General features: G+C 56.3%; 10 protein-coding genes and 1 pseudogene. 6 read left to right on the top strand and 5 right to left on the bottom strand.

The window, feature by feature from the left end; genetic code table 11:
- The first annotated feature begins 149 nt into the window (after nt 1-149).
- The 5 genes from pckA (at nt 150) to porW (ending at nt 8,162) form a co-directional block, all read left to right on the top strand.
- Nucleotides 150-1,763, top strand: coding sequence for a phosphoenolpyruvate carboxykinase (ATP) (gene pckA, locus GF423_RS06110; protein WP_154327521.1), 1,614 nt, complete (start codon nt 150-152; stop codon nt 1,761-1,763).
- 185 nt (nt 1,764-1,948) lie between these two features.
- Entirely contained in the window at nt 1,949-3,181 is a 1,233-nt protein-coding gene (locus tag GF423_RS06105) for a 3-phosphoshikimate 1-carboxyvinyltransferase (protein ID WP_154327520.1), read from the top strand.
- 2 nt (nt 3,182-3,183) lie between these two features.
- The gene (locus GF423_RS06100; protein ID WP_154327519.1) at nt 3,184-3,618 is read left to right on the top strand and encodes a hypothetical protein; all 435 of its coding nucleotides are present in this window, start codon (nt 3,184-3,186) and stop codon (nt 3,616-3,618) included.
- A 3-nt stretch (nt 3,619-3,621) separates the two neighbouring features.
- Nucleotides 3,622-4,461, top strand: a complete 840-nt coding sequence (locus GF423_RS06095; protein WP_154327518.1) for a metal ABC transporter permease — start codon at nt 3,622-3,624, stop codon at nt 4,459-4,461.
- Complete coding sequence (gene porW, locus GF423_RS06090) at nt 4,458-8,162, top strand: type IX secretion system periplasmic lipoprotein PorW/SprE (protein ID WP_154327517.1); 3,705 nt, start codon at nt 4,458-4,460, stop codon at nt 8,160-8,162. The genes GF423_RS06095 and porW overlap by 4 nt, the downstream gene beginning before the upstream one ends.
- Nucleotides 8,163-8,264: 102 nt before the next feature.
- Here the strand turns inward: porW and GF423_RS06085 are convergent, their stop codons facing one another.
- The 3 genes from GF423_RS06085 to GF423_RS06075 form a co-directional block, all read right to left on the bottom strand.
- Complete coding sequence (locus GF423_RS06085; protein WP_154327516.1) at nt 8,265-9,245, bottom strand: glycosyl transferase family 90; 981 nt, start codon at nt 9,243-9,245, stop codon at nt 8,265-8,267.
- Between the two features lie 189 nt (nt 9,246-9,434).
- Complete coding sequence (locus tag GF423_RS06080; RefSeq protein ID WP_154327515.1) at nt 9,435-11,306, bottom strand: choice-of-anchor J domain-containing protein; 1,872 nt, start codon at nt 11,304-11,306, stop codon at nt 9,435-9,437.
- Nucleotides 11,307-12,060: 754 nt separating this feature from the next.
- Entirely contained in the window at nt 12,061-13,212 is a 1,152-nt protein-coding gene (locus tag GF423_RS06075; protein ID WP_154327514.1) for a PDDEXK nuclease domain-containing protein, read from the bottom strand.
- A 670-nt stretch (nt 13,213-13,882) separates the two neighbouring features.
- Here GF423_RS06075 and GF423_RS14180 point away from each other — a divergent pair.
- Nucleotides 13,883-14,191, top strand: a pseudogene (locus GF423_RS14180) (group II intron reverse transcriptase/maturase); the annotation flags it as partial.
- Nucleotides 14,192-14,361: 170 nt separating this feature from the next.
- Here the strand turns inward: GF423_RS14180 and GF423_RS06070 are convergent.
- Both GF423_RS06070 and GF423_RS06065 read right to left on the bottom strand, forming a co-directional pair.
- A complete protein-coding gene (locus tag GF423_RS06070) occupies nt 14,362-16,395 on the bottom strand; it encodes a choice-of-anchor J domain-containing protein (protein WP_154327513.1) in 2,034 nt (677 codons plus the stop codon).
- A 26-nt stretch (nt 16,396-16,421) separates the two neighbouring features.
- Nucleotides 16,422-18,935, bottom strand: a complete 2,514-nt coding sequence (locus GF423_RS06065; protein ID WP_154327512.1) for a C10 family peptidase — start codon at nt 18,933-18,935, stop codon at nt 16,422-16,424.
- Nucleotides 18,936-18,994: the final 59 nt, after the last annotated feature.

Genomic DNA, 18,994 nt, shown 5'->3' with positions numbered 1-18,994 from the left:
AAAAATATAATATTGGCACATTATGGAATTTTTTCCTTATTAAATTGTTGCAAGGAAAAATAATTGAGTAATTTTGCAGTCGAAATTATAGACGAGAAAGAAAATTAGTAAATAACATACACATCTAACAACTTAAATTTCAATTAAAAATGGCAAAGTTTGACAAGTCAGTTTTAGAGAAATACGGAATCACGGGCACTACCGAGGTTCTGTACAACCCTACTTATGAGGTACTGTTTAACGAGGAGACTAAGCCAGGCTTGACTGGCTATGACAAAGGTCAGGAAACTGAACTGGGCGCTATCAATGTGATGACTGGTGAGTTCACCGGCCGTTCACCTAAAGATAAATTCATTGTAGACGACGAGAACTCTCACAACACCGTGTGGTGGGACAGCGAGGGCTATCACAACGACAACCACCGTGCCAGCAAGGAGACTTGGGCTGCTGTGAAGGAGATCGCCAAGAAGGAGCTGAGCAACAAGAAGCTCTATGTGGTTGACGGTTTCTGCGGCACGCACAAGGACACGCGCATGAAAGTGCGTTTCATCATGGAAGTGGCATGGCAGGCTCACTTTGTGACCAACATGTTTATCCGTCCTCAAAACGAGGAGGAGTTTGACCAGGAGCCCGACTTCATTGTCTACAACGCTTCTAAGGGCAAGGTGACCAACTGGAAGGAGCTGGGACTTCACAGCGAGACTGCAGTTGTGTTCAACGTGACGACCAAAGAGCAGGTGATCATCAACACCTGGTATGGCGGCGAGATGAAGAAGGGTATGTTCTCGATGCAGAACTACTTCTTGCCTCTCAAGGGCATTGCTTCGATGCACTGCTCGGCCAACACCGACATGAACGGTGAGAACACGGCCATCTTCTTCGGCCTGTCGGGCACGGGCAAGACCACACTGTCGACCGACCCCAAGCGTAAGCTCATAGGCGACGACGAGCACGGATGGGACGACGAGGGCGTGTTCAACCTCGAGGGCGGCTGCTATGCCAAGGTGATCAACCTCGACAAGGAAGCTGAGCCCGACATCTACGGCGCTATCACTCGCGACGCTCTGCTCGAGAATGTGACCGTCGACAAGAACGGCAAGATCGACTTTGCCGACAAGAGCGTGACCGAGAACACTCGCGTGAGCTATCCTATCTACCACATCAAGAACATACAGCGTCCGTTCTCTCAGGGTCCTGCAGCCAAGCAGGTGATTTTCCTGAGCGCCGATGCCTTCGGCGTGCTGCCCCCTGTGTCGATTCTGAATCCTGAGCAGACCAAGTACTACTTCCTGAGCGGTTTCACTGCTAAGCTGGCAGGTACCGAGCGCGGTATCACCGAGCCCACTCCCACCTTCTCGGCTTGCTTCGGCCAGGCCTTCCTCGAGCTGCACCCCACCAAGTATGCCGAGCTGCTGGTTGAGCACATGAAGAAGAGCGGTGCCAAGGCTTACCTGGTGAACACTGGCTGGAACGGAACGGGCAAGCGTATCTCTATACGCGACACTCGCGGCATCATCGACGCCATTCTCGACCACTCGATCGATGCAGCTCCCACCAAGACCATTCCTTACTTCAACTTCGTTGTTCCTACCAAGCTCGAGGGCGTCGACACCCACATCCTGGATCCACGCGACACCTATGCCGATGCCAAGCAGTGGGACGAGAAGGCCAAGGACCTGGCTGCACGCTTCATCAAGAACTTCGTGAAATACGAGGACAACGAGGCTGGCAAGGCACTTGTTGCTGCCGGTCCTCAACTCTAAAGAGCGACAGAATAATAAAACAAGATAATTATATCCTTTCGTGGGGTCACCGCCATTGCGACGGTGACCTTTTTTTTGCCTGTTGCGTGCCGGCGGCCCATTGTGATGCAAAATGGGAGTCGCAATGACTGATAATCGTGAAAATGTTGCTAACTTTGTGGATAAAACGCAAAATAGAGAGGCACATGAATATTCAACTCACTGCACCGTCGCGCATCGCGTGCGAGATCGACTTGCCCGCGTCCAAGAGCATGAGCAACCGCGTGCTCATCATCGATGCGCTGTGCGGCGGCCGTTGCAAGGTGCACGGTTTGGCCCAGTGCGACGACACTGCGGCCGTGCAGCGCGCACTGGCCAGCCCCGATGCCCGAGTGGTCGACGTGGGCGCTGCGGGCACGGCCATGCGGTTTCTCACGGCCTACCTGGCTACCTGCGAGGGCCGCGATGTGACCATCGACGGCAGCGAGCGCATGCGCCACCGGCCCATAGGGGTGCTCGTCGACGCCTTGCGGCAGCTGGGCGCGAGCATCGACTATGCCGGCCAGCAGGGCTGTGCCCCGTTGCGCATCGAGGGCAGGAAGCTGCATGGCGGCCGAGTGAGGATGGCGGGCAATGTGAGTTCGCAATACGTCACCGCCTTGCTGCTCATTGCCCCCGCAATAGGCGGCATCGAGCTCACGGTGGAGGGCGACATTGCCTCGCGCCCCTACATCGACATGACCTTGGGCCTGATGAAGCAATTCGGCATCGCTTCGCGTGTCGAGGGCAACGTGATTACGGTGCCGGCCGGCAGCTACCAGCCTCGCGACTACAGCATCGAGGCCGACTGGAGCGCGGCCAGCTACTGGTATGGCTTGCAGGCCGTGCTGCCGGGGTCGCGCATCAGCCTCAAGGGCCTGGAAGCCAACAGCTGCCAGGGCGACAGCCGCATCGCCCGGCTCATGTGGGACTTGGGCGTGACGGGCAACTGGTGCGGCAGCTATCTCGACCTGGGTACGGCTGCTGTGGTGCCCGACGGGCCTGTGACTGTCGACCTGGCCGACGTGCCCGACCTGGCCCAGACCCTGGCCGTGACGCTGTGCCTGCTGGGCCGCCCCTACCGCCTCGCGGGGCTCGCCACCTTGCGCATCAAGGAGACCGACCGGCTGGCTGCCTTGCAGACCGAACTGGGCAAGCTGGGCTATGTGGTGCACGCCGAGGGCGACGAGGCCCTGTGCTGGGACGGCAGCACGACCCTGCCCGCCGCCCCCGTGCCGCACATTGCCACCTACTGCGATCACCGCATGGCGATGGCTATGGCCATAGCGGCCGTGAAGTTTCCTGGCCTGGTCATCGACGATGCCCAGGTCGTGAGCAAGTCTTATCCGCAATTCTGGCAACACCTGCGCCAAGCAGGATTTAAAATAGAACAAGCATAACGATGATACCAGCATTTTACATATTTTGCCTGATGGTGGCGGTGGGCGTGGTGCTCTACCTGCTCGACTTGCGCAGCCGCAAGAAGCACCCCGGGCAGGCAGCCGAGCCTGGCGGCGGCCAGCCGGCGGCGACGCCCACCTGTGCCGACACCACCTGTGCCCTGCACGACCTGTGCCCCAGCGAGGCCATCATGCAGTGTGCAGTGAGCAACGAGATCGTGTACTACGACGACGAGGAACTCGATGCCTTCAAGGGCCGCGGCGCCCGCGACTACACCGAGGCCGAGATCGAGCAGTTCAGAGATGTGCTCTACACGCTCAAGCCCGCCGACATGCTGGGCTGGGAGCAAAGCGTGACCAAGCGCGGCATTGTGCTGCCCACCTCGATACGCGACGAGTTTATCGCCCTTTACAACGATGCCAAAACCAGCAATTGACAAGTGGAGATACTGAGTTACACATTTTTTCAGCACGCCCTGGCGGGCCTGTTGCTCGTGAGCATAGCCTCGGCCATCATAGGCACCTATGTGGTGAGTCGGCGCATGGTGTTTATCACCGGCGGCATCACCCATGCCAGCTTTGGCGGCTTGGGGCTGGGCTTCTATGCCGGCCTCAATCCAGTGGTGGCAGCAGGCGCCTTTGCCGTGGCCGCTGCCATGGGCGTTGAGTGGCTCACGCGCAGCGGGCACGTGCGCGAGGACTCGGCCATAGGCGTGGTGTGGGCCCTGGGCATGGCCTTGGGCACCATTTTCATCTTTGTCACTCCCGGCTATGTGCCCGAGCTCACGAGCTTCCTCTTCGGCAACGTGCTCACCATCGACACCCCCGACCTGATAGCCTTTGCCCTGTATCTCGTGGTGCTCGTTGCGTGCATGGCCTTGTTTTTCAGGCCCATTGTGGCATGTGCCTTCGACAGCGACTTTGCACGCACCCAGGGTCTGCCAGTGGCCGCCGTCAACCTGCTGATGACCGTGCTTGTGAGTGTGTGTGTGGTGCTCACCATCAGGCTCATAGGCATCATGCTGCTCATGTCGTTGCTCACCCTGCCTCCCATCACGGCCGAGCTGTGGGCCCGCCGGCTGCTGCCCATCATGGGTTGGGCGGTGGTAGTGAGCGTGGCGGGCGCTGTGCTGGGGCTGACCGTGGGCTGCTGGGTGGGCGCCCCGGTGTCGGCCACGATAGTGGTGGTGCTCATCGCCACCTATGCCGTGGCGCGCTGCCTCAAGTGGGCAGGCAATAAAATGCACAGGCGCGACGTTAATAAAATGATATCTTCATGAGGAAAACGAGGGCTTACATACTGTGGCTGGCCGTTGCGGCCGTGTTGCTGAGCGCGTGCAGCGCCAAGAAAAACACGGCCGGCTCGCGCTTTTGGCAAGCGTTCAACACGCGCTACAACGTGTACTACAACGGCATGACCAACTACAACGAGCAGATAAAACTGCTGGAGAACAACTACCAGGACGACTACTCGCAGCGCCTGTTCATTCACCCGGCCGAAGCCTACCAGCACCCCAAGTCGCCGCAGCCCAGCGGCTCGTTTGACCGCACAATCCAGAAGATGGAGAAAGCCATCTCGCTGCACTCCATCAAGAAGAAGCCCAAGAAGAAAGCCGGCAAGCAGAACGACCCCAAGTACAAGGAGTGGATGAAGCGCGACGAGTACAACCCGTTTCTGCACAACGCCTGGTACATGCTGGCCAAGGCCGAGTACATGAAGGGCGACTTCTTGAGCAGCAGTGCCACCTTTCACTACATCGCCCGCCACTTCACCTGGAAGCCCGAGCTGCAGCTCGAGTGCAACCTGTGGGAGGCCTTGAGCTACTGCGCCATGGGCTGGACCACCGAGGCCGACAACGTGCTTGCCCACGTGCACATCGACAAGATTGACGACAAGCGGCTGCTGGCGCTGGCCAACCTGGCCTTTGCCGACTACTACATCCAAGACAAGAAATATGCCCAGGCCATTCCCCACCTGAGCGCTGCACTGCACGGGCAGCACGGCGGGCAGAAGGTGAGGCTCAACTTCCTGCTGGGGCAGCTCTATGAGGAGACGGGGCAAAACCAGCTGGCCTACCAGGCCTACAAGCGGGCCGGCAGCAGCATGGGCTCGACCTACCGCACTAAGTTCAATGCGCGCATCAAGCAGAGTGCCGTGTTCCAGGGCAAGGACATCAAGAGCGAGGTGAAGTCGCTCAAGGCCATGACCCGCTACGACCGCAACAAGGAGTATCTCGACCAGATATACTATGCCATAGGCAACCTCTATCTCTCGCGCGGCGACACGGCCCGGGCCGTAGAAAACTATGTGACGGCGGCCAAGAAGAGCACGCGCAACGGCATCGACAAGGCCATAAGCCAGCTCAGGCTGGGCGGCATCTACTTTGCCCAGCGCAAGTATGACCTGGCCCAGCCCTGCTACAGCGAGGCCGTGTCGCAAATCAACGAGGAGTATCCCAACTACAAGGAAATCAAGAAGCGCAGCGACGTGCTCGACGAGCTCTCGGTGTACTCGGGCAACGTGACCCTGCAGGACTCGCTGCTCAAGCTGTCGAAGCTGCCCCTGGCCGACCAGAAAAAGGTGATAAAGAAAATCATCGACGAGCTCAAGAAAAAGGAAAAGGAAGAGGCCGAAAACGCCAAGCGCGAGGAATATCTGGCCCAGCAGAACGCAGCCGGCCGCACCAGTACTAACAAGGGTGCCTCGGCAGCTCCCACGCAATACACCCTCAACACCGACAAGTCGTGGTACTTCTACAACACGGCTGCCAAAAACCAGGGCAAGACCACCTTCCAGCAGCAATGGGGCAACCGCAAGCTCGAGGACAACTGGCGCCGCCGCAACAAGAACACCTTCTCGCTCGAGGGCGACAACGAGGAGAACACCGCCGCCTCGGCCGACACCACCCAGGGCGGCGCCCCGGGCGACACTGCCAAGGTCGACAAGGAGAAGCTCAAGCGCGAGGAGGACCCCCACTACGAGGAATACTACCTCAAGCAGATACCCAGCACCCCCGAGCAGGTGGCAACGGCCAACGATGTGATTCAAGAGGGCCTCTACAACATGGGCCTCATCCTCAAGGACAAGCTTGAAGACTACGACGCCTCGGCCTACGAGTTCAAGCAGCTGCTCGACCGCTACCCCGACAACACTTACCGCCTCGATGTGTACTACAACCTGTATTTGCTCTACATGCGGCAGAACATGACCGCACAGGCCGAGACCTACCGGCAGCTCATCTTGAGCGACTTCAAGGACTCAAAATACGGCATGGCGCTCGAGGACCCCAACTATATCGACAACTTGAAAAACATGGGCAAGGTGCAGGAGCAAATGTATGCCGAGGCCTATCGCAACTACTTGAGCAACAACAATGCCGCCGTGCATGAGGCCTATGCCGAGATGATGCGCAAGTACCCGCTCTCCAAGCTCATGCCCAAGTTCATGTTTATCGACGCCCTTGCCTATGTGACCCAGCGCAACAGCGAGAAATTCAAGTCAACGCTCAAGGAGCTGCTCGAGCGCTATCCCGAGACCGACATCACCCCCACGGCATCGGGCATGCTCAAGGAGCTCAACGCCGGCCGCAAGCTCGCCGGCGCGGGAGGCGGCAACATGCGCGGCATGGACTGGTCGTCGTTCAAGCTGGGCAACGACAGCACCGGCAAGGCTGGCGAGAAGGCCGCCTTCAAGCCCTTGACAGAGACTCGCGGCAAGGCTCAGCTCTTTGTGCTGGCCTTCGACAACGACTCGGTGAGCAGCAACCAGCTGCTCTATGAGGTGGCACGCCACAATTTCAAGACCTACAAAATCAAGGACTACGACCTGGAGCCGATGACCTTCGGCAGCATGGGCCTGCTCGTGGTCAAGGGATTTGCCAACTATCAGGAGCTGCTGCAATACCGCAGCACGCTCGAGGCCGACAAGGGCTTGCAGCTGCCCCGCGAGGTGCACCAGGTGCTCATCAGCGAGGACAACTTCAACCTGCTCGTCAACGAGGGCCGCACGTTTGCCGACTACTTCCAGTATCTTGAGGAGCAGAACGACAAGAAGCAGGCCGACCGCATACCCGCAACCGCTGTCGACGACGACTCGATTGCCACTGCAGCTGCTGCTGCCGGCAAGCCGGCACTCGAGCCTGCCCAGCCTGTCAAGAGCGTGCGTCCCGCCAAGGTTGCCCCGGCCAAGCCCGAGAAGCTCTCGAAGAAAGAGGCTGCCCGCCGTGCCAAGGCCGAGAAAGCCCGCCAGGAGGCCGAGCGCAAGGCCCGCATCGAGCGTGAGCGACTGGAGCAGAAGCACCGTGCCGACTCTATTGCCAAGTCGAAGCTGCCCACCGTGATCCCCGACAATCCCGACCTGGTGATCGACGACGGCACCGTGCCCGACTCGGTGATCGAGGAGCAATATCAATACCCGCACCGCGAGATCGAGACGCAGCAACCGCACATCGAGGGCGTAGACACGGCAGTCGTAGACACGGCAGTCGACATGCAGCAGCCAGCCACCACAACCCGCCCCGAGGCCGAGCCAGCCCTGAACAAGAAGGCTGCCGAGCCGCAGGACGACACCCGCCGCCTGTTGAAGCAGAAGAGCGATGAGGTGAAACAGCAGGAACGTGAGCAGAAAGCCGCCGAGAAAGAGCGCCAGCGGCAGGCCGAGCGCGAGGCTAAGGCCCGCGAGAAGACGGCCAAAGCCGAACAAAAAGCCCGCGAGGAGGCCGAAAAAAATGCGCGCAAGCAGAAGGAGGAAGCCTTGAAGCAAGCTCAGAAGCAAAAGGAAGAGGCCCGCAAGCAGAAGGAGCAAGAGCGCAAAGCCCAAATCAAGGCCAAGCAAGAAGCCCAGAAGCAGAAAGCCCGCGAGCGCAAGGAGCGCCAGAAGCAACGCGAGGCCGAGCGCAAGGCCTACCAAAAGAAGAAACAGGAGGAAGCCAAGGCCCGCAAGAAGGCTGCCGAGGAGCGCCGCAAGGCCCGCGAGCGCTGAGGGCTGCCCCCCACGCGCACTCGATCACATCTCATGGCAGTGCACACCCATCTCATTGGGGACGTGCACTGCCATGGCTGCATCACAGGGGGTGTGTATAGATCACAGCTGGGCCACTGCGTCGAAGTACTTGCGCAGCACCAGCAGGGCGATGAGGCGCTCGCGGCGCGCGTTGCGGAATTGTGCCACCCACTCGTGGGCATGGGCGATGATGGCCTGGGCCTGGTCGGGGTGCGACGAGTAGTAGTCGAGGCGTTGCTCGAGGTCGGAAAAGTCGGGCTTCACCTCGATGTAGTGATAGTCGGGCTTGAGCCTGCCCTCCATAAACCACGTTTCACACGTGGGCCGCGGCATCACGGCAATCGAGTTGGACGACATCACCCACTTCAAGTTGGAGGCCACGTCGTTGCCCTCGATGGCCATGATGTAGCGAAACCGCAGGTGGTCGCGCAGCGTGAGCTTAGGTCGTGAATACTGCGATTGCTCCCGGTCGACTGAGCCGGCGTCGACGCGAGGCGATTGCGCCCAGCGTTGCAAGAACGCAATGCGCGGCGCCTTGCCGCTCACCTTGCCCCTGAAGACCACGCGGTCTTGCTTGTCGCGCCATGCCGTGTGGTCGTTGACAAAGATGAAATGCCGCACCAGGTCGAGTTTGAGTATCGTCGAGCGGCTGTTGTCGCCCGCGATGGGCCGGCTCTTGACGATGCTCGGCACCTGCGGCACATAGTCGACATCGCCCTCCTCGAGGTGCCACCGCAAGTGTGGATCGAAGAAGCGCGCCAGCCACATCGAGTCGAGGTAGTACACCTTCTGGTGGGTGAGCGGCTGCCGGCACAGCTCGGTCGACTGCGCCAGCCACTGCTGGTGGCTCGTGCCGGGGTAGGCACTGGCCTTGCAGTAGTAGTTCACCCGGTCGACGATGTGGTCGCGATCGGGGCGGCGCGCCAGCTCACGGTCGAGATCCTCTACCCGCGGGCGCAGCACGAAGCGCGGCAGGTGCAGCTTGGCATAGGCCTCGGCGTAGTACACAAACTTAGGATTCTTCCCGTTGAATATCTTCTTGCGTAATTCAGTAAAACTCATGTGAAATATTGGTTGTTTAGAAAAGTGGGGAAAGACCATAGGTGTCTCTCACTTGAGAGGCCGACCTGCGGCATTCATAAATGCAAATATAGAAAAAAAAGTGGCACACATGCCACTTTTTTTTGAAGCGTAAGGCCACCGCCGCCAAGCGATTTCGCTACATGGCTGCCATGTGGGCGGGGGTGGGGGTTATCGCACGGCGAGCTTGGTGGTGACGGCGCCGGTGCGCACGAGGTAGATGCCGGGGGCCAGCGTCACGTCGACGGGCTGGCCAGGGGCGACTGTGGCCACAGTGTGCCCGCTCGTGCTGTAGACCGTGAGCCGGTGCTGCTGCGCGGGCGCTGTGAGTGTGCGGCCGTCGAGCCGCAGCTGGGGCGCTGTCGTGGTCGCGGTGATGCCCGACTGGGTGGTGGCGATGCTTATGTTGTCGAGCATGATGGGGTTGTTGTAGGCCAGCACCTCGCCACGGAAGCCTATGTTGACCGTCTTGCCGGCATAGTCGGCCAGGTCGACGGTGCGCTCCTCCCACGCCTTTCCGGTCATGCCCACCTCGTGGACCTGCGTCCACGAGTGGCCGCGGTCGTCGGAGATGAACACGCGCAGGCGGTTGTCGAAGGCGTAGTTGTTGACGTAGAACTTGAGCTGGCTCACAGCCGAGCCCAGGGCAAACATGGGCGAGGTGAGCATGTGGTCGCCGTCGTCGGCGGTGTGCATCACGGCCATGCCGCCATCGCTGTCTTGCGGCTGCATGGCGGGCGAGGTGCTCTGTGCCACGATGTCCCACGACGAGTTTTCGTCGCCGGCATAGTCGACCACATACCAGGGCGAGTGGGTGAGCTGGGCGCCGGCAAACGACTCGGTTGCCGGGGTGGCAAACGGCGTGCCGAAGGTGCCGCTGAAGGTGGGCGACCCGCCTCCGGTGCCAGCCTTGCTCACGGGATACACGGCATAGTACAGGAACGTTTGCCCCTGGAGCGTCGCCAGCGTGGCGTCGGTATAGGTGGTGCCTTTCACGCCAGTGGCGATCACCTGGGGCTCGGGCGACATCATGGCGATTTTGTAGGTCACCTCGTCGGGGTTCACATAGCCGCCGTGCACCCCCGTGGTCGACACGGCAGGCCACGTGAGCACGGCCTTCGTGCCCTGTTGCGTCCAGTTGCCGCGGCCCACGGGCAGAGGCGTGTCGATGCCCACATAGGCCGATGCCTCGGCGGGGATGCCCTCGCCCTCGGCCGAGGCGCACACCACGCGATACTTGTTGTTGCCGTTCACAGGGGCCTGGTCGGTGACCGAAAGCGGCTTGCCGGCCTGTGGGGCGGTGAGGGTGGCCACCGTGTTGCCGGTGGTGAGGTTGGTGACTGTGGCAGTGGCGATTTGGGTCAGTGCCGAGCCGTCGGCATTCTTTACGGGTGTGGTGAAGGCGATGGTGGCGCTCATCTGGCCACGGGCGCCGGCTGTGACTTGCAGGGCGGTCACCGAGTCGGGGCTGGCCTTGCCGGCAGGGGCGCTTATCGACCAGGCTTCCAGGTAGGCCGAGGCGCTGGCCGCGGGCGACGTGCAGTGGAAGCCAAAGTAGTACACGCCCGTCGACGGCGCGCGATAGGTTGTGGTGTACTCCTCGGTCTCGACGGCGGTAAAGGTGACGGTGGGGGCCACCGTGTCGGTCAGCGCGGCTGCCTCGGGCTTGCTGCCCGCGAGCAGGGTGTAGACTTCGGGCTTGTCGCTTTGCCGGTTGTGCCCCTTGAAGGTGATGGTGTAGGTGCTGCCCTGGGTGAGCGCGATGCCTGGCGAGACGAGCCAGTCGTCGGCAGGCAGCTCGCCCTGCGTGTAGCAGCGGAAGGCAAAGCTGTAGCCCACCCAGGTGTTGCCGTCGCCGTTGGCATCGATGATGGTGTAGCGTGCCCGCTCGGTCTCGCTTTTCAGGTTGAGCGTGTAGGGCGGGTTGATGATGTCGTCGTCGCCGGCAGCAGCCCTGCCAGCCCTGCCGCTTGTGCCGATGGCGCTTGCCTGGAGGGTGCAAGCCGCCACAGTGAGTGACAGTAGTAATAGCTTTTTGTTCATTTTTGTGAGTTGATGGTGAATAAAAAAGGGTTTTTTGTTTTTGTCATATAGGGTGAGCGCGGCTCGGTCGCGCACGCTTCCAAAGGTAGCGATTAAAAACCGATACCGCAAAAAAAAATTTCACTCCGCCCTCACACGCGGGCTGGGGTATTGAGTGTTAGGGCGCGTATAATTGTTAATTTGTCAGAATGTAGAATGCTATACTGCACAAAGGTTAACCATGGTTTTTCGGCAGAACCAAGAAGGTGTTTGCTCCATTTATTTTGCATTAGCTGCTCATTGTTTTTTGATATAAATCTGTATGCCTTTAATATCTGCGATACCCTCAAACATAATGGTTTCGTCATCGACTTTATTGATTTTATTTACGTATTGTCTTCCATTTATGTCATTGAGATATAAGGAATCATTTTGCAAACAATAGGTATATCTGTATAGGGTATCAGCTCGTGAGTACAATTCCACCGTACTATCATTGAAAAATTCAATCTCAGGATAATTGATCTGTCTTTCTCCACCATTCAAAGTCCAATGGCCAACCAAATCCTCATTAGTGCAAAATTCGGTATTGTCTATTTTCGGAGCACTGATTGTACTAATTGAAAATAACAACCTAAGAATTAATATTAAATGCCATAAGTATAAAGAACACCTTCTGTAAAATAGTGGGTGTTCCTCCTAATATGCGAGCTATCAGCCCTTTATTTTGTTCTTGTTTTATTTCTTCTTTATTCATATTAAGCATCTTGGCTCGTTATTCTCGATTATCTTTCAAACCCTTTTCCAATTCCTCAATAGTCGGCATGGAAGATTTGAAGTCTTTCGGGAAGAGCTTTGACAGTTGATATTCTGATATACCCATTGGTTCCTTGTATGACTCCAAGGCATATTTAGCCACTACGTTGTCCTTGTCCTTACAGATGAGCAAACCAATGGTAGGATTGTCTATATCGGTCTTGAACTGATGGTTGACGGCTGACACATAGAAACTTAGTTGCCCCAGGAATGATGGATGGAACGACTGGGCTTTTAGCTCAATGACCACATAGGCATGGAGGTGGGCATTGTAAAACAGCAAGTCTGGGAAGAATTCCTGTTGTCCTACCTCCAAGCGGAATTGTCTGCCCATATAAGAGAATCCCTTTCCGAGTTCCAAAAGAAAACGTGTTACATTGTTCACCAATTCTTCCTCAATGTCATGCTCGTCATATTTCTCCCTTAAGTTAAGAAAGTCCAACTGATAAGGGTCTTTGGTTATCTGTTGTGCCAAGTTGCTTTGTACAGCAGGAAGCGTAGCCTGGAAGTTGGTGATAGCCTTGCCGTCACGCTCATAAAGGTCTGTGTCAAGCCAGTTGAGCAGAACGTCACGCCCCCAATTGTTCTCCCAAGTCTTTCTTACAAAGAACAAAGCCTTATCCATATTGCCCTTGCACTTATCTATGATACGACGATGGTGGTCCCAAGGAATAAGAAAAAGCAAATTGAAATCATCAACAGGCTGTTGACGTTTTTCAAATTGTTCCGCAACTTGCGGAACATTTGAGTCTGACAACGAATCAGAGAAAAGTTCCGCAGTCTGCGGAATATTTCTATATAGAGGAGCATAGAGTTTGAAAAACTTACTCATATAGCGCAAGTTTATAGGTGAGAATCCCTTCACCCCTGGCATTTCGTTCTTCAAGTCCTGACTGAGATTTTTGTAAAATCCAGAGCCATAAGTATTAGTATATTGCTTAGCTTCAATGTCTCGTCCCAACTTCCAATAGAAGTCCAACAAGTAGCCATTGGTGGCACACGATGCTTTGAGGCGATGGCTGTAGAATCTTTCTTTCAATTCTACAAGCCAGTCCTTATAGTCACTATTATCATGAAGGACTACAGATAAGTCTATATTGTTCTTTGCCATTATTCCAAAACATTTAATGCTACAAATATAATGTTTTATCTTGATAATCAATCAGAAAAATGAATAATTGGCATATATTGCTACTATTTAGACAAATTAAAATTATTATCTGTAAAATTGCCCGACTTAGGAGGACAATTCGTTTGGTTCGCCCGACATGGGCATAATCTAATGGGTGCAAGTCCCGAGCGTGCCCCGATAGCGGGAAGCGCATAGTCCGAAGCAACGGTGTTGACCGCGAGGAGAATCGGAAGGAAGCTAAGGACAAAAGTCTGGCTCCACGCACAGAAACTTGATACAAGGCTCAAAGTCAGGGGTAAGGTTGCTAAACAAACCAAAGCCCGATAGCTATCCGGACTGACGCGAGTAAATCAAGGGAGTATAAGACTGAAAGATTATGTTCTTAATCGGGGAGGTCTGTGGGGCGAGCCGCAAGGCAAGCAGTAACAACGAACCCACAGAAGTCAGCAGATGCCATAGTAGTCAACGCCTTAAAGCTCGTGGGCGGAGACGAAGGGCAAAACTTAACCACACGAGCAAAACTTTATTTACCCGATGAAAGGAGAAAAGCCGAAAACAACAGAAAGCTGCCCTCGGAAGAATAGCTCGGAAAGCGAAAGGTATGAGGGAGCGCCTACTTTGATTGGGATAGTTGGAGACGAACTCGTAGAAGTGCTTTCTAAGGGAAACCGATGAATGGTTGCGTAGTCGCATACGCATGTGTATATGGAAAGGCTGGAAACGAGTGCGGACACGCTTCAAGAACCTACAAAGATGTGGCATCGCCAAATGGCAGGCATGGCAGTGGGCAAATACCCGAAAAGGCTATTGGCGCACCGTCCATAGCCCCATACTTACACGTGCTATATCCAATGAGAACTTGAAACGAGCGCACTATCCCACGCTTACGGAATATTACGAGAAAAAAGCACCCGCGTTAAGAACCGCCGTATGCCGAACGGCACGTACGGTGGTGTGAGAGGTCGGTAAACACGAAAATAGGAGATAAACACCCTATGATTAGTGTTTACCTCCTACTCGATAGTGCACCTCGTTGGCTTGTGGTGTGCTATATATCTATTTTTTCCAGAATCTGCGATGATGTGCTGATGCTAAAAACAGGCCAGTAAGGTGGAATCGCAAACGTGTTTACTTGACGATGATCACCTTCTTGCCATTGCGGATGTAGATGCCCGACTGCAAATTGTTGCCGTCGACTTGACGCCCGCACAGATCGAAGGTGAGATTGTCGTTTTCGCTATCGCAGGCGGTCACTGTCTTGACGCCCGATACGGGGGCATAGTCTACCTGGAGGCTGTCGATCGACATCGAGCCCTGGTTGGCATCGCTCACGATGTGGAAAGCCAGCCGGTAGTCGCCGTCTTGTTCTGGAACGATAGTAAAGGCGTTGGTGTTGTATTCTGCGTTGGTGAACGTTGTGACCGGCATCACCACCTTATAGTCGGCGGTGTCGAGTCCTTGGCCGTAACGCAGCTCCATCTTTTCAGGGTATATGGATTTCAGCACCTCGTTGTCAAATTTCACAATATAGTCCTTGTTGGCCTTCAAGGCCAGGGGTGGCGAGATGAGCCAGTCGTCGGCGGCATTGGTTTTGCTATAAATGTAGTAGGCGGCACCCTCGTGATACTTTGTCCATCTCCACGTGTGGTCGTCGCCGTTGGCATCGATGATGGTAAAGAGGTCGAGCGAAGATGCGTCGTCGAAGGTGCAGCTCCACGGAATTTCCAGACCGCTGCCATATACGGCGAGGTTGGAGACTGCTGCTTCACTCTCAAGACCGTGATTGCTGGCTGTGACGCTATACTTGTAGGCATTGGCATAGCCCTGGCCGAGCGTTGTGGTCCATTGCGTAGCCGTCAATCCTGTTGCCATGGTTTCTCCGTCGGGCTGGCGAGCGACGTTGTAGGTGAGGTGCTGGCCATCGATGTATCCACCATGCACGCCCTGGGCAGGAGCCTGCCACGAGAGTGAGGCTTGGCCCGTCTCGTCGATTGTGAGCGCGACGCCGGTGGGGGCAGTGGGCGTGTCGTAGCCCACATATTTCTCGACACTTTGCTTCGGGCTGATGCCCTGGTTGTTGACTGCCACCACGGTGATGGTTTGCATGCCCTGGGCAGTCGTGACCTGGTCGCTCACCTGTTGTCCGGGCGAGGCAGTGCCCTCAAGCAGCTTCTCGTCGGCATTGGATATCTGGTAGGCGAGTGTGCCGGCAAGCGGAGTGCCGTCGAAAGCCTCGGTGGGCATTGTGAAGGATACAGTGCCAGTGGTATTGGCCTCGACAAAGTTGGCCTTCAGGCTGGTGACAGGAGCGGGAGCCTTGTCGGCTGCTGCCGGCGGGAGGACGCGCATGGCCGAGAATTCGTTTTGGTCGCTCAGGTGAGCCAGCTTGGTCGCGGCACCCGTCGACAGGTCGACAGCGCAAATCCAGGCATCCTTTGATGTGATGGCGTTCCAATACATCTTGTTGGTGTAGGTGTCGACCACGGCTGCCTGCATGTATTTGGGCTTGATGCCCGTTGGGCCTACAACAGCGATTTCGCCGTTGGACTTGTCTATCTTCACAAGGTTGCCGTCGCCATCGATGGCATACATCTGCCCGGTCTTGTCGATGCACAATGCATAGAGCGCCTTGCCGATGGTGGCTATAGTGGTACGTTTCTTGTTGGAATAGTCAACGATGCCGAGTTCTCGAGCACTTTTTTGGGACGAGTTCCAGAAGATGCCGTACACCTTGCCCGACTGCGGGTCGATGGCAGTGCCTGCCGTTGTGGCTGCGAGATTGTTGTCGCATACACCGAGGTTTTCGCGTTCGCCCGTTTTCAAGTTCCACTTTATGACCTGGGTTACGGTGTATCCCGAACTTGGGTCTTCTTGTTTCCACACGCAGTAGAAGTCGTCGCCCACAAAGGCACCGCCGCCGTTGCTGTACATCACTTTCTTGGTGATTAGGAACGGAACCACTGCAAACGTGTCGCTCTCGCTCATCTGGTAGATACCCATGGGGGTGTAGCCCTCGTCGCTGTCCCATGACTTGGCGTAGATGCACGAGCCCTGAAGGACTGCCGAGTAGTGTGAGGCCTCGAACGTGCCCGCCATGCCCGCCATGCCGCTAAGCAGCATGGCGGCCAGACTGATAGCAACAAACATGTTTTTTGCTTTCATGATGAAAAATAGAATTGATATTTAGATTAGCGGATGATTATTTTCTTTGTCACAATGCCCTGGGCCGTCTTGGCGCGCAAGATGTAGTTGCCCTGAGGCAGGCCTGCAGTCGACAGTGTTGACCCATTGACCGATGCTACGAGCTGGCCAACGATGTTGTAGAGGCTGATGTGCAGTGCCTGGCAACTTATCTGGCTGCCGTCGAAGCTTACCATGTCGTCGGCCACGGGCTGTGCCACACCTGTAGCGATGGGTGCTCCGGCCACAAAGGTCACCTCGTTTCTGTAGCTTGGCAACAAAGACTCCTCCAATTGCGGGTTGTAGAGCGATAAACTGTAGTTGTGGCCCTGTACAGCCTTCTCCATTGCAAAAGTAAAAGTGAACTTGGTGCCCGTGCTGCCCGATGGAATGGTGATGGAGGGGGTGTTGATTCGCTCGGTTTCATCCCATTCGTCCTCGTCGTAGAAGACTGCCGTGAGCGGGCCGTTGAAATCATTTCCCTCGTTGCTGATGGTTGTTTGCACGACAATATTGTTGAAGGGGACGACACCGTTGGAGTCGTTGAGGAGCTCAAGCTCATTTTCAATATACAACACGGCAGGTTTCTCTACACCTTTCACGGCGATGTGGGCTACAGCCAGTTCGATGTCGGACTTGAACCCGTCTTCATCTTCTTCGGCACTTTCCCCGATGAACCTTATCACGTAGTCGTTGTCGTTGACAAGGTTGTTTTTGAGCGGCTCGTCGAAGGTTATGGTGGTGATGGCATTCCCGGGAATGGCCACGATGCGGTCCTCGGTGGTTTGAGTGGGATAGACCCTGCGTTTCCCGTTCACATAGAGCTGTAAGTGCAAGTCGCCCACGTAGTCACCGCCCTGGTTGTTGAAAGTGACCGAGATGTGATTGGTCTGTCCGGCGACGAGGGTGTCGGGAGTGATAGCCTCGACCGAGACCTTCGGGCTGCCTGCGGTCTGCCATGTCATGTCTTTGTCGGTCAGGGTCAGTCGGTAGCAGTTGTTGGCACCAGCGAGCACGTGCATGAAGTGCATCTTGCTGTAGTTGTCGTTGGCGATGGTGTAGGAGGGCACCAGCAGATAGGCTCCAGCCTTGATGCTGTCGGGGATGGAGATCTTGTGCGTGATTTTGCTATACCCGTCATAGAGGCCCAGAGTGTCTGACATTATGGGCGACTGCCATACGACGGCACTGTCGGGCGTCATGAGTGTCCAGTAGAGCTTGCAGAATAGGGTGTCAGAGGTGGATGAGATATTCGTTAGTCCGTAGACAGTGGTTTTCACTGCTTTGTTGCGGTTGAAGGTGCCGGAGATATCGCCCACTTTGTCGTAGCTCAGCTGCCACACCGTCTCGGCCGTTCCGCCATGATCGGGCTGCATGCCGGCGATGAAGAGCTGGTGATACTTGAAGGCATCGCTCGACGCGCTGCCGCCAGTGCCTTGTTCATCAGGGTGGAGCGAGGAGATCAGGAAGTAGCCGTTGTCCATGCCGCCCCATCCCCAGTTGATGTGGTAGAGGCCGTCGGCATCAATGCCATCGAGCACAAAGAAGTGGCCTTCTTGCTTCTTGGTCACACCGCCGTAGGGCACGGGTCGGCCGGCTTCAATCTCGTCGATGAGCATCTGCTCGTAGTCGGCAGCAGGAGTGTAGTCGCGCGGGACATAACGAGCTCCCTTGTCGTAGCCAAAATATTTTGTGATGGTGGGGACCACATCCACATCGAAGGCCCCGGTGCCATTGGGCAAATAGTCGCTCTTGAGAGCAGCCCCGACGTTGAACATGAGCTTTGCAATGGCGTTTTTGGTGGTATCGTCGCTATACTTGTTGCATTTCGGGGTCATCACGCTCCAGTCGTAGGTCGTGTTCAAGTCGGCACTGACCTTTTTTTTGGCCGTGGCCGTGGTATAGGAAATGCTGCCCGTGGATGCGGCAGGATACTTCCAGTAGTACATCACCTGTGCCAGGGCTGTGGCCACGCAGCCTGTGGGGGCGCGTCCGCTCACGTTTTCCTCCTCGTCTTTGTCATAGTAGGAGATATAGGGGCATAAGAGGTTGTAGGGCGACGTCTGGTCCCAAGCAATCTCCCCGAGCAGGGGTTTCACCACCGTTGCTGCGTGGCGGGGTTTGGTCATGGTCATGTTGGGGTGCGTGATAAGGTAAGCCATCTGCGCTTCCATCTGGCCGAGCCACCATTTCATGTTGGCTGGCATGCTGGCGGTGTCGTAGGTTCCCTGGTCGGCATATCCGAGCACCTCGGGTGCCCGGTCGTCGGCGGCAATGACCACAAATCCCTCGTTGGGTCGGCGGTTGAATGCGTAGAGCGTGGCCTGGCCATTGGCGTCCATGCCTGTGTAGGCAAGCGAGAGCGTCGCGGGGGCTGGAGCTACGTTGTGTCCCTTGGCCTTTGCAGCCTTGATGAGGAACTGCGCTGCAATGTCCTTGGCCCTGCCGGGTGTGACAGGAGCTGATGTGATGTTGAGGCTTGTCAAAAGTAGAATAAGCCCGGTCAGAAAAATTTTGTTCATAATATTAATGGTTTTGTTGGTTCGTCGCAAATTTAGGAAATTTATGGGCAGTGGCTTCC

It is taken from the genome of Sodaliphilus pleomorphus (assembly GCF_009676955.1).
Classification (GTDB): domain Bacteria; phylum Bacteroidota; class Bacteroidia; order Bacteroidales; family Muribaculaceae; genus Sodaliphilus; species Sodaliphilus pleomorphus.
This window is presented reverse-complemented; position numbering and strand designations above follow the sequence as displayed.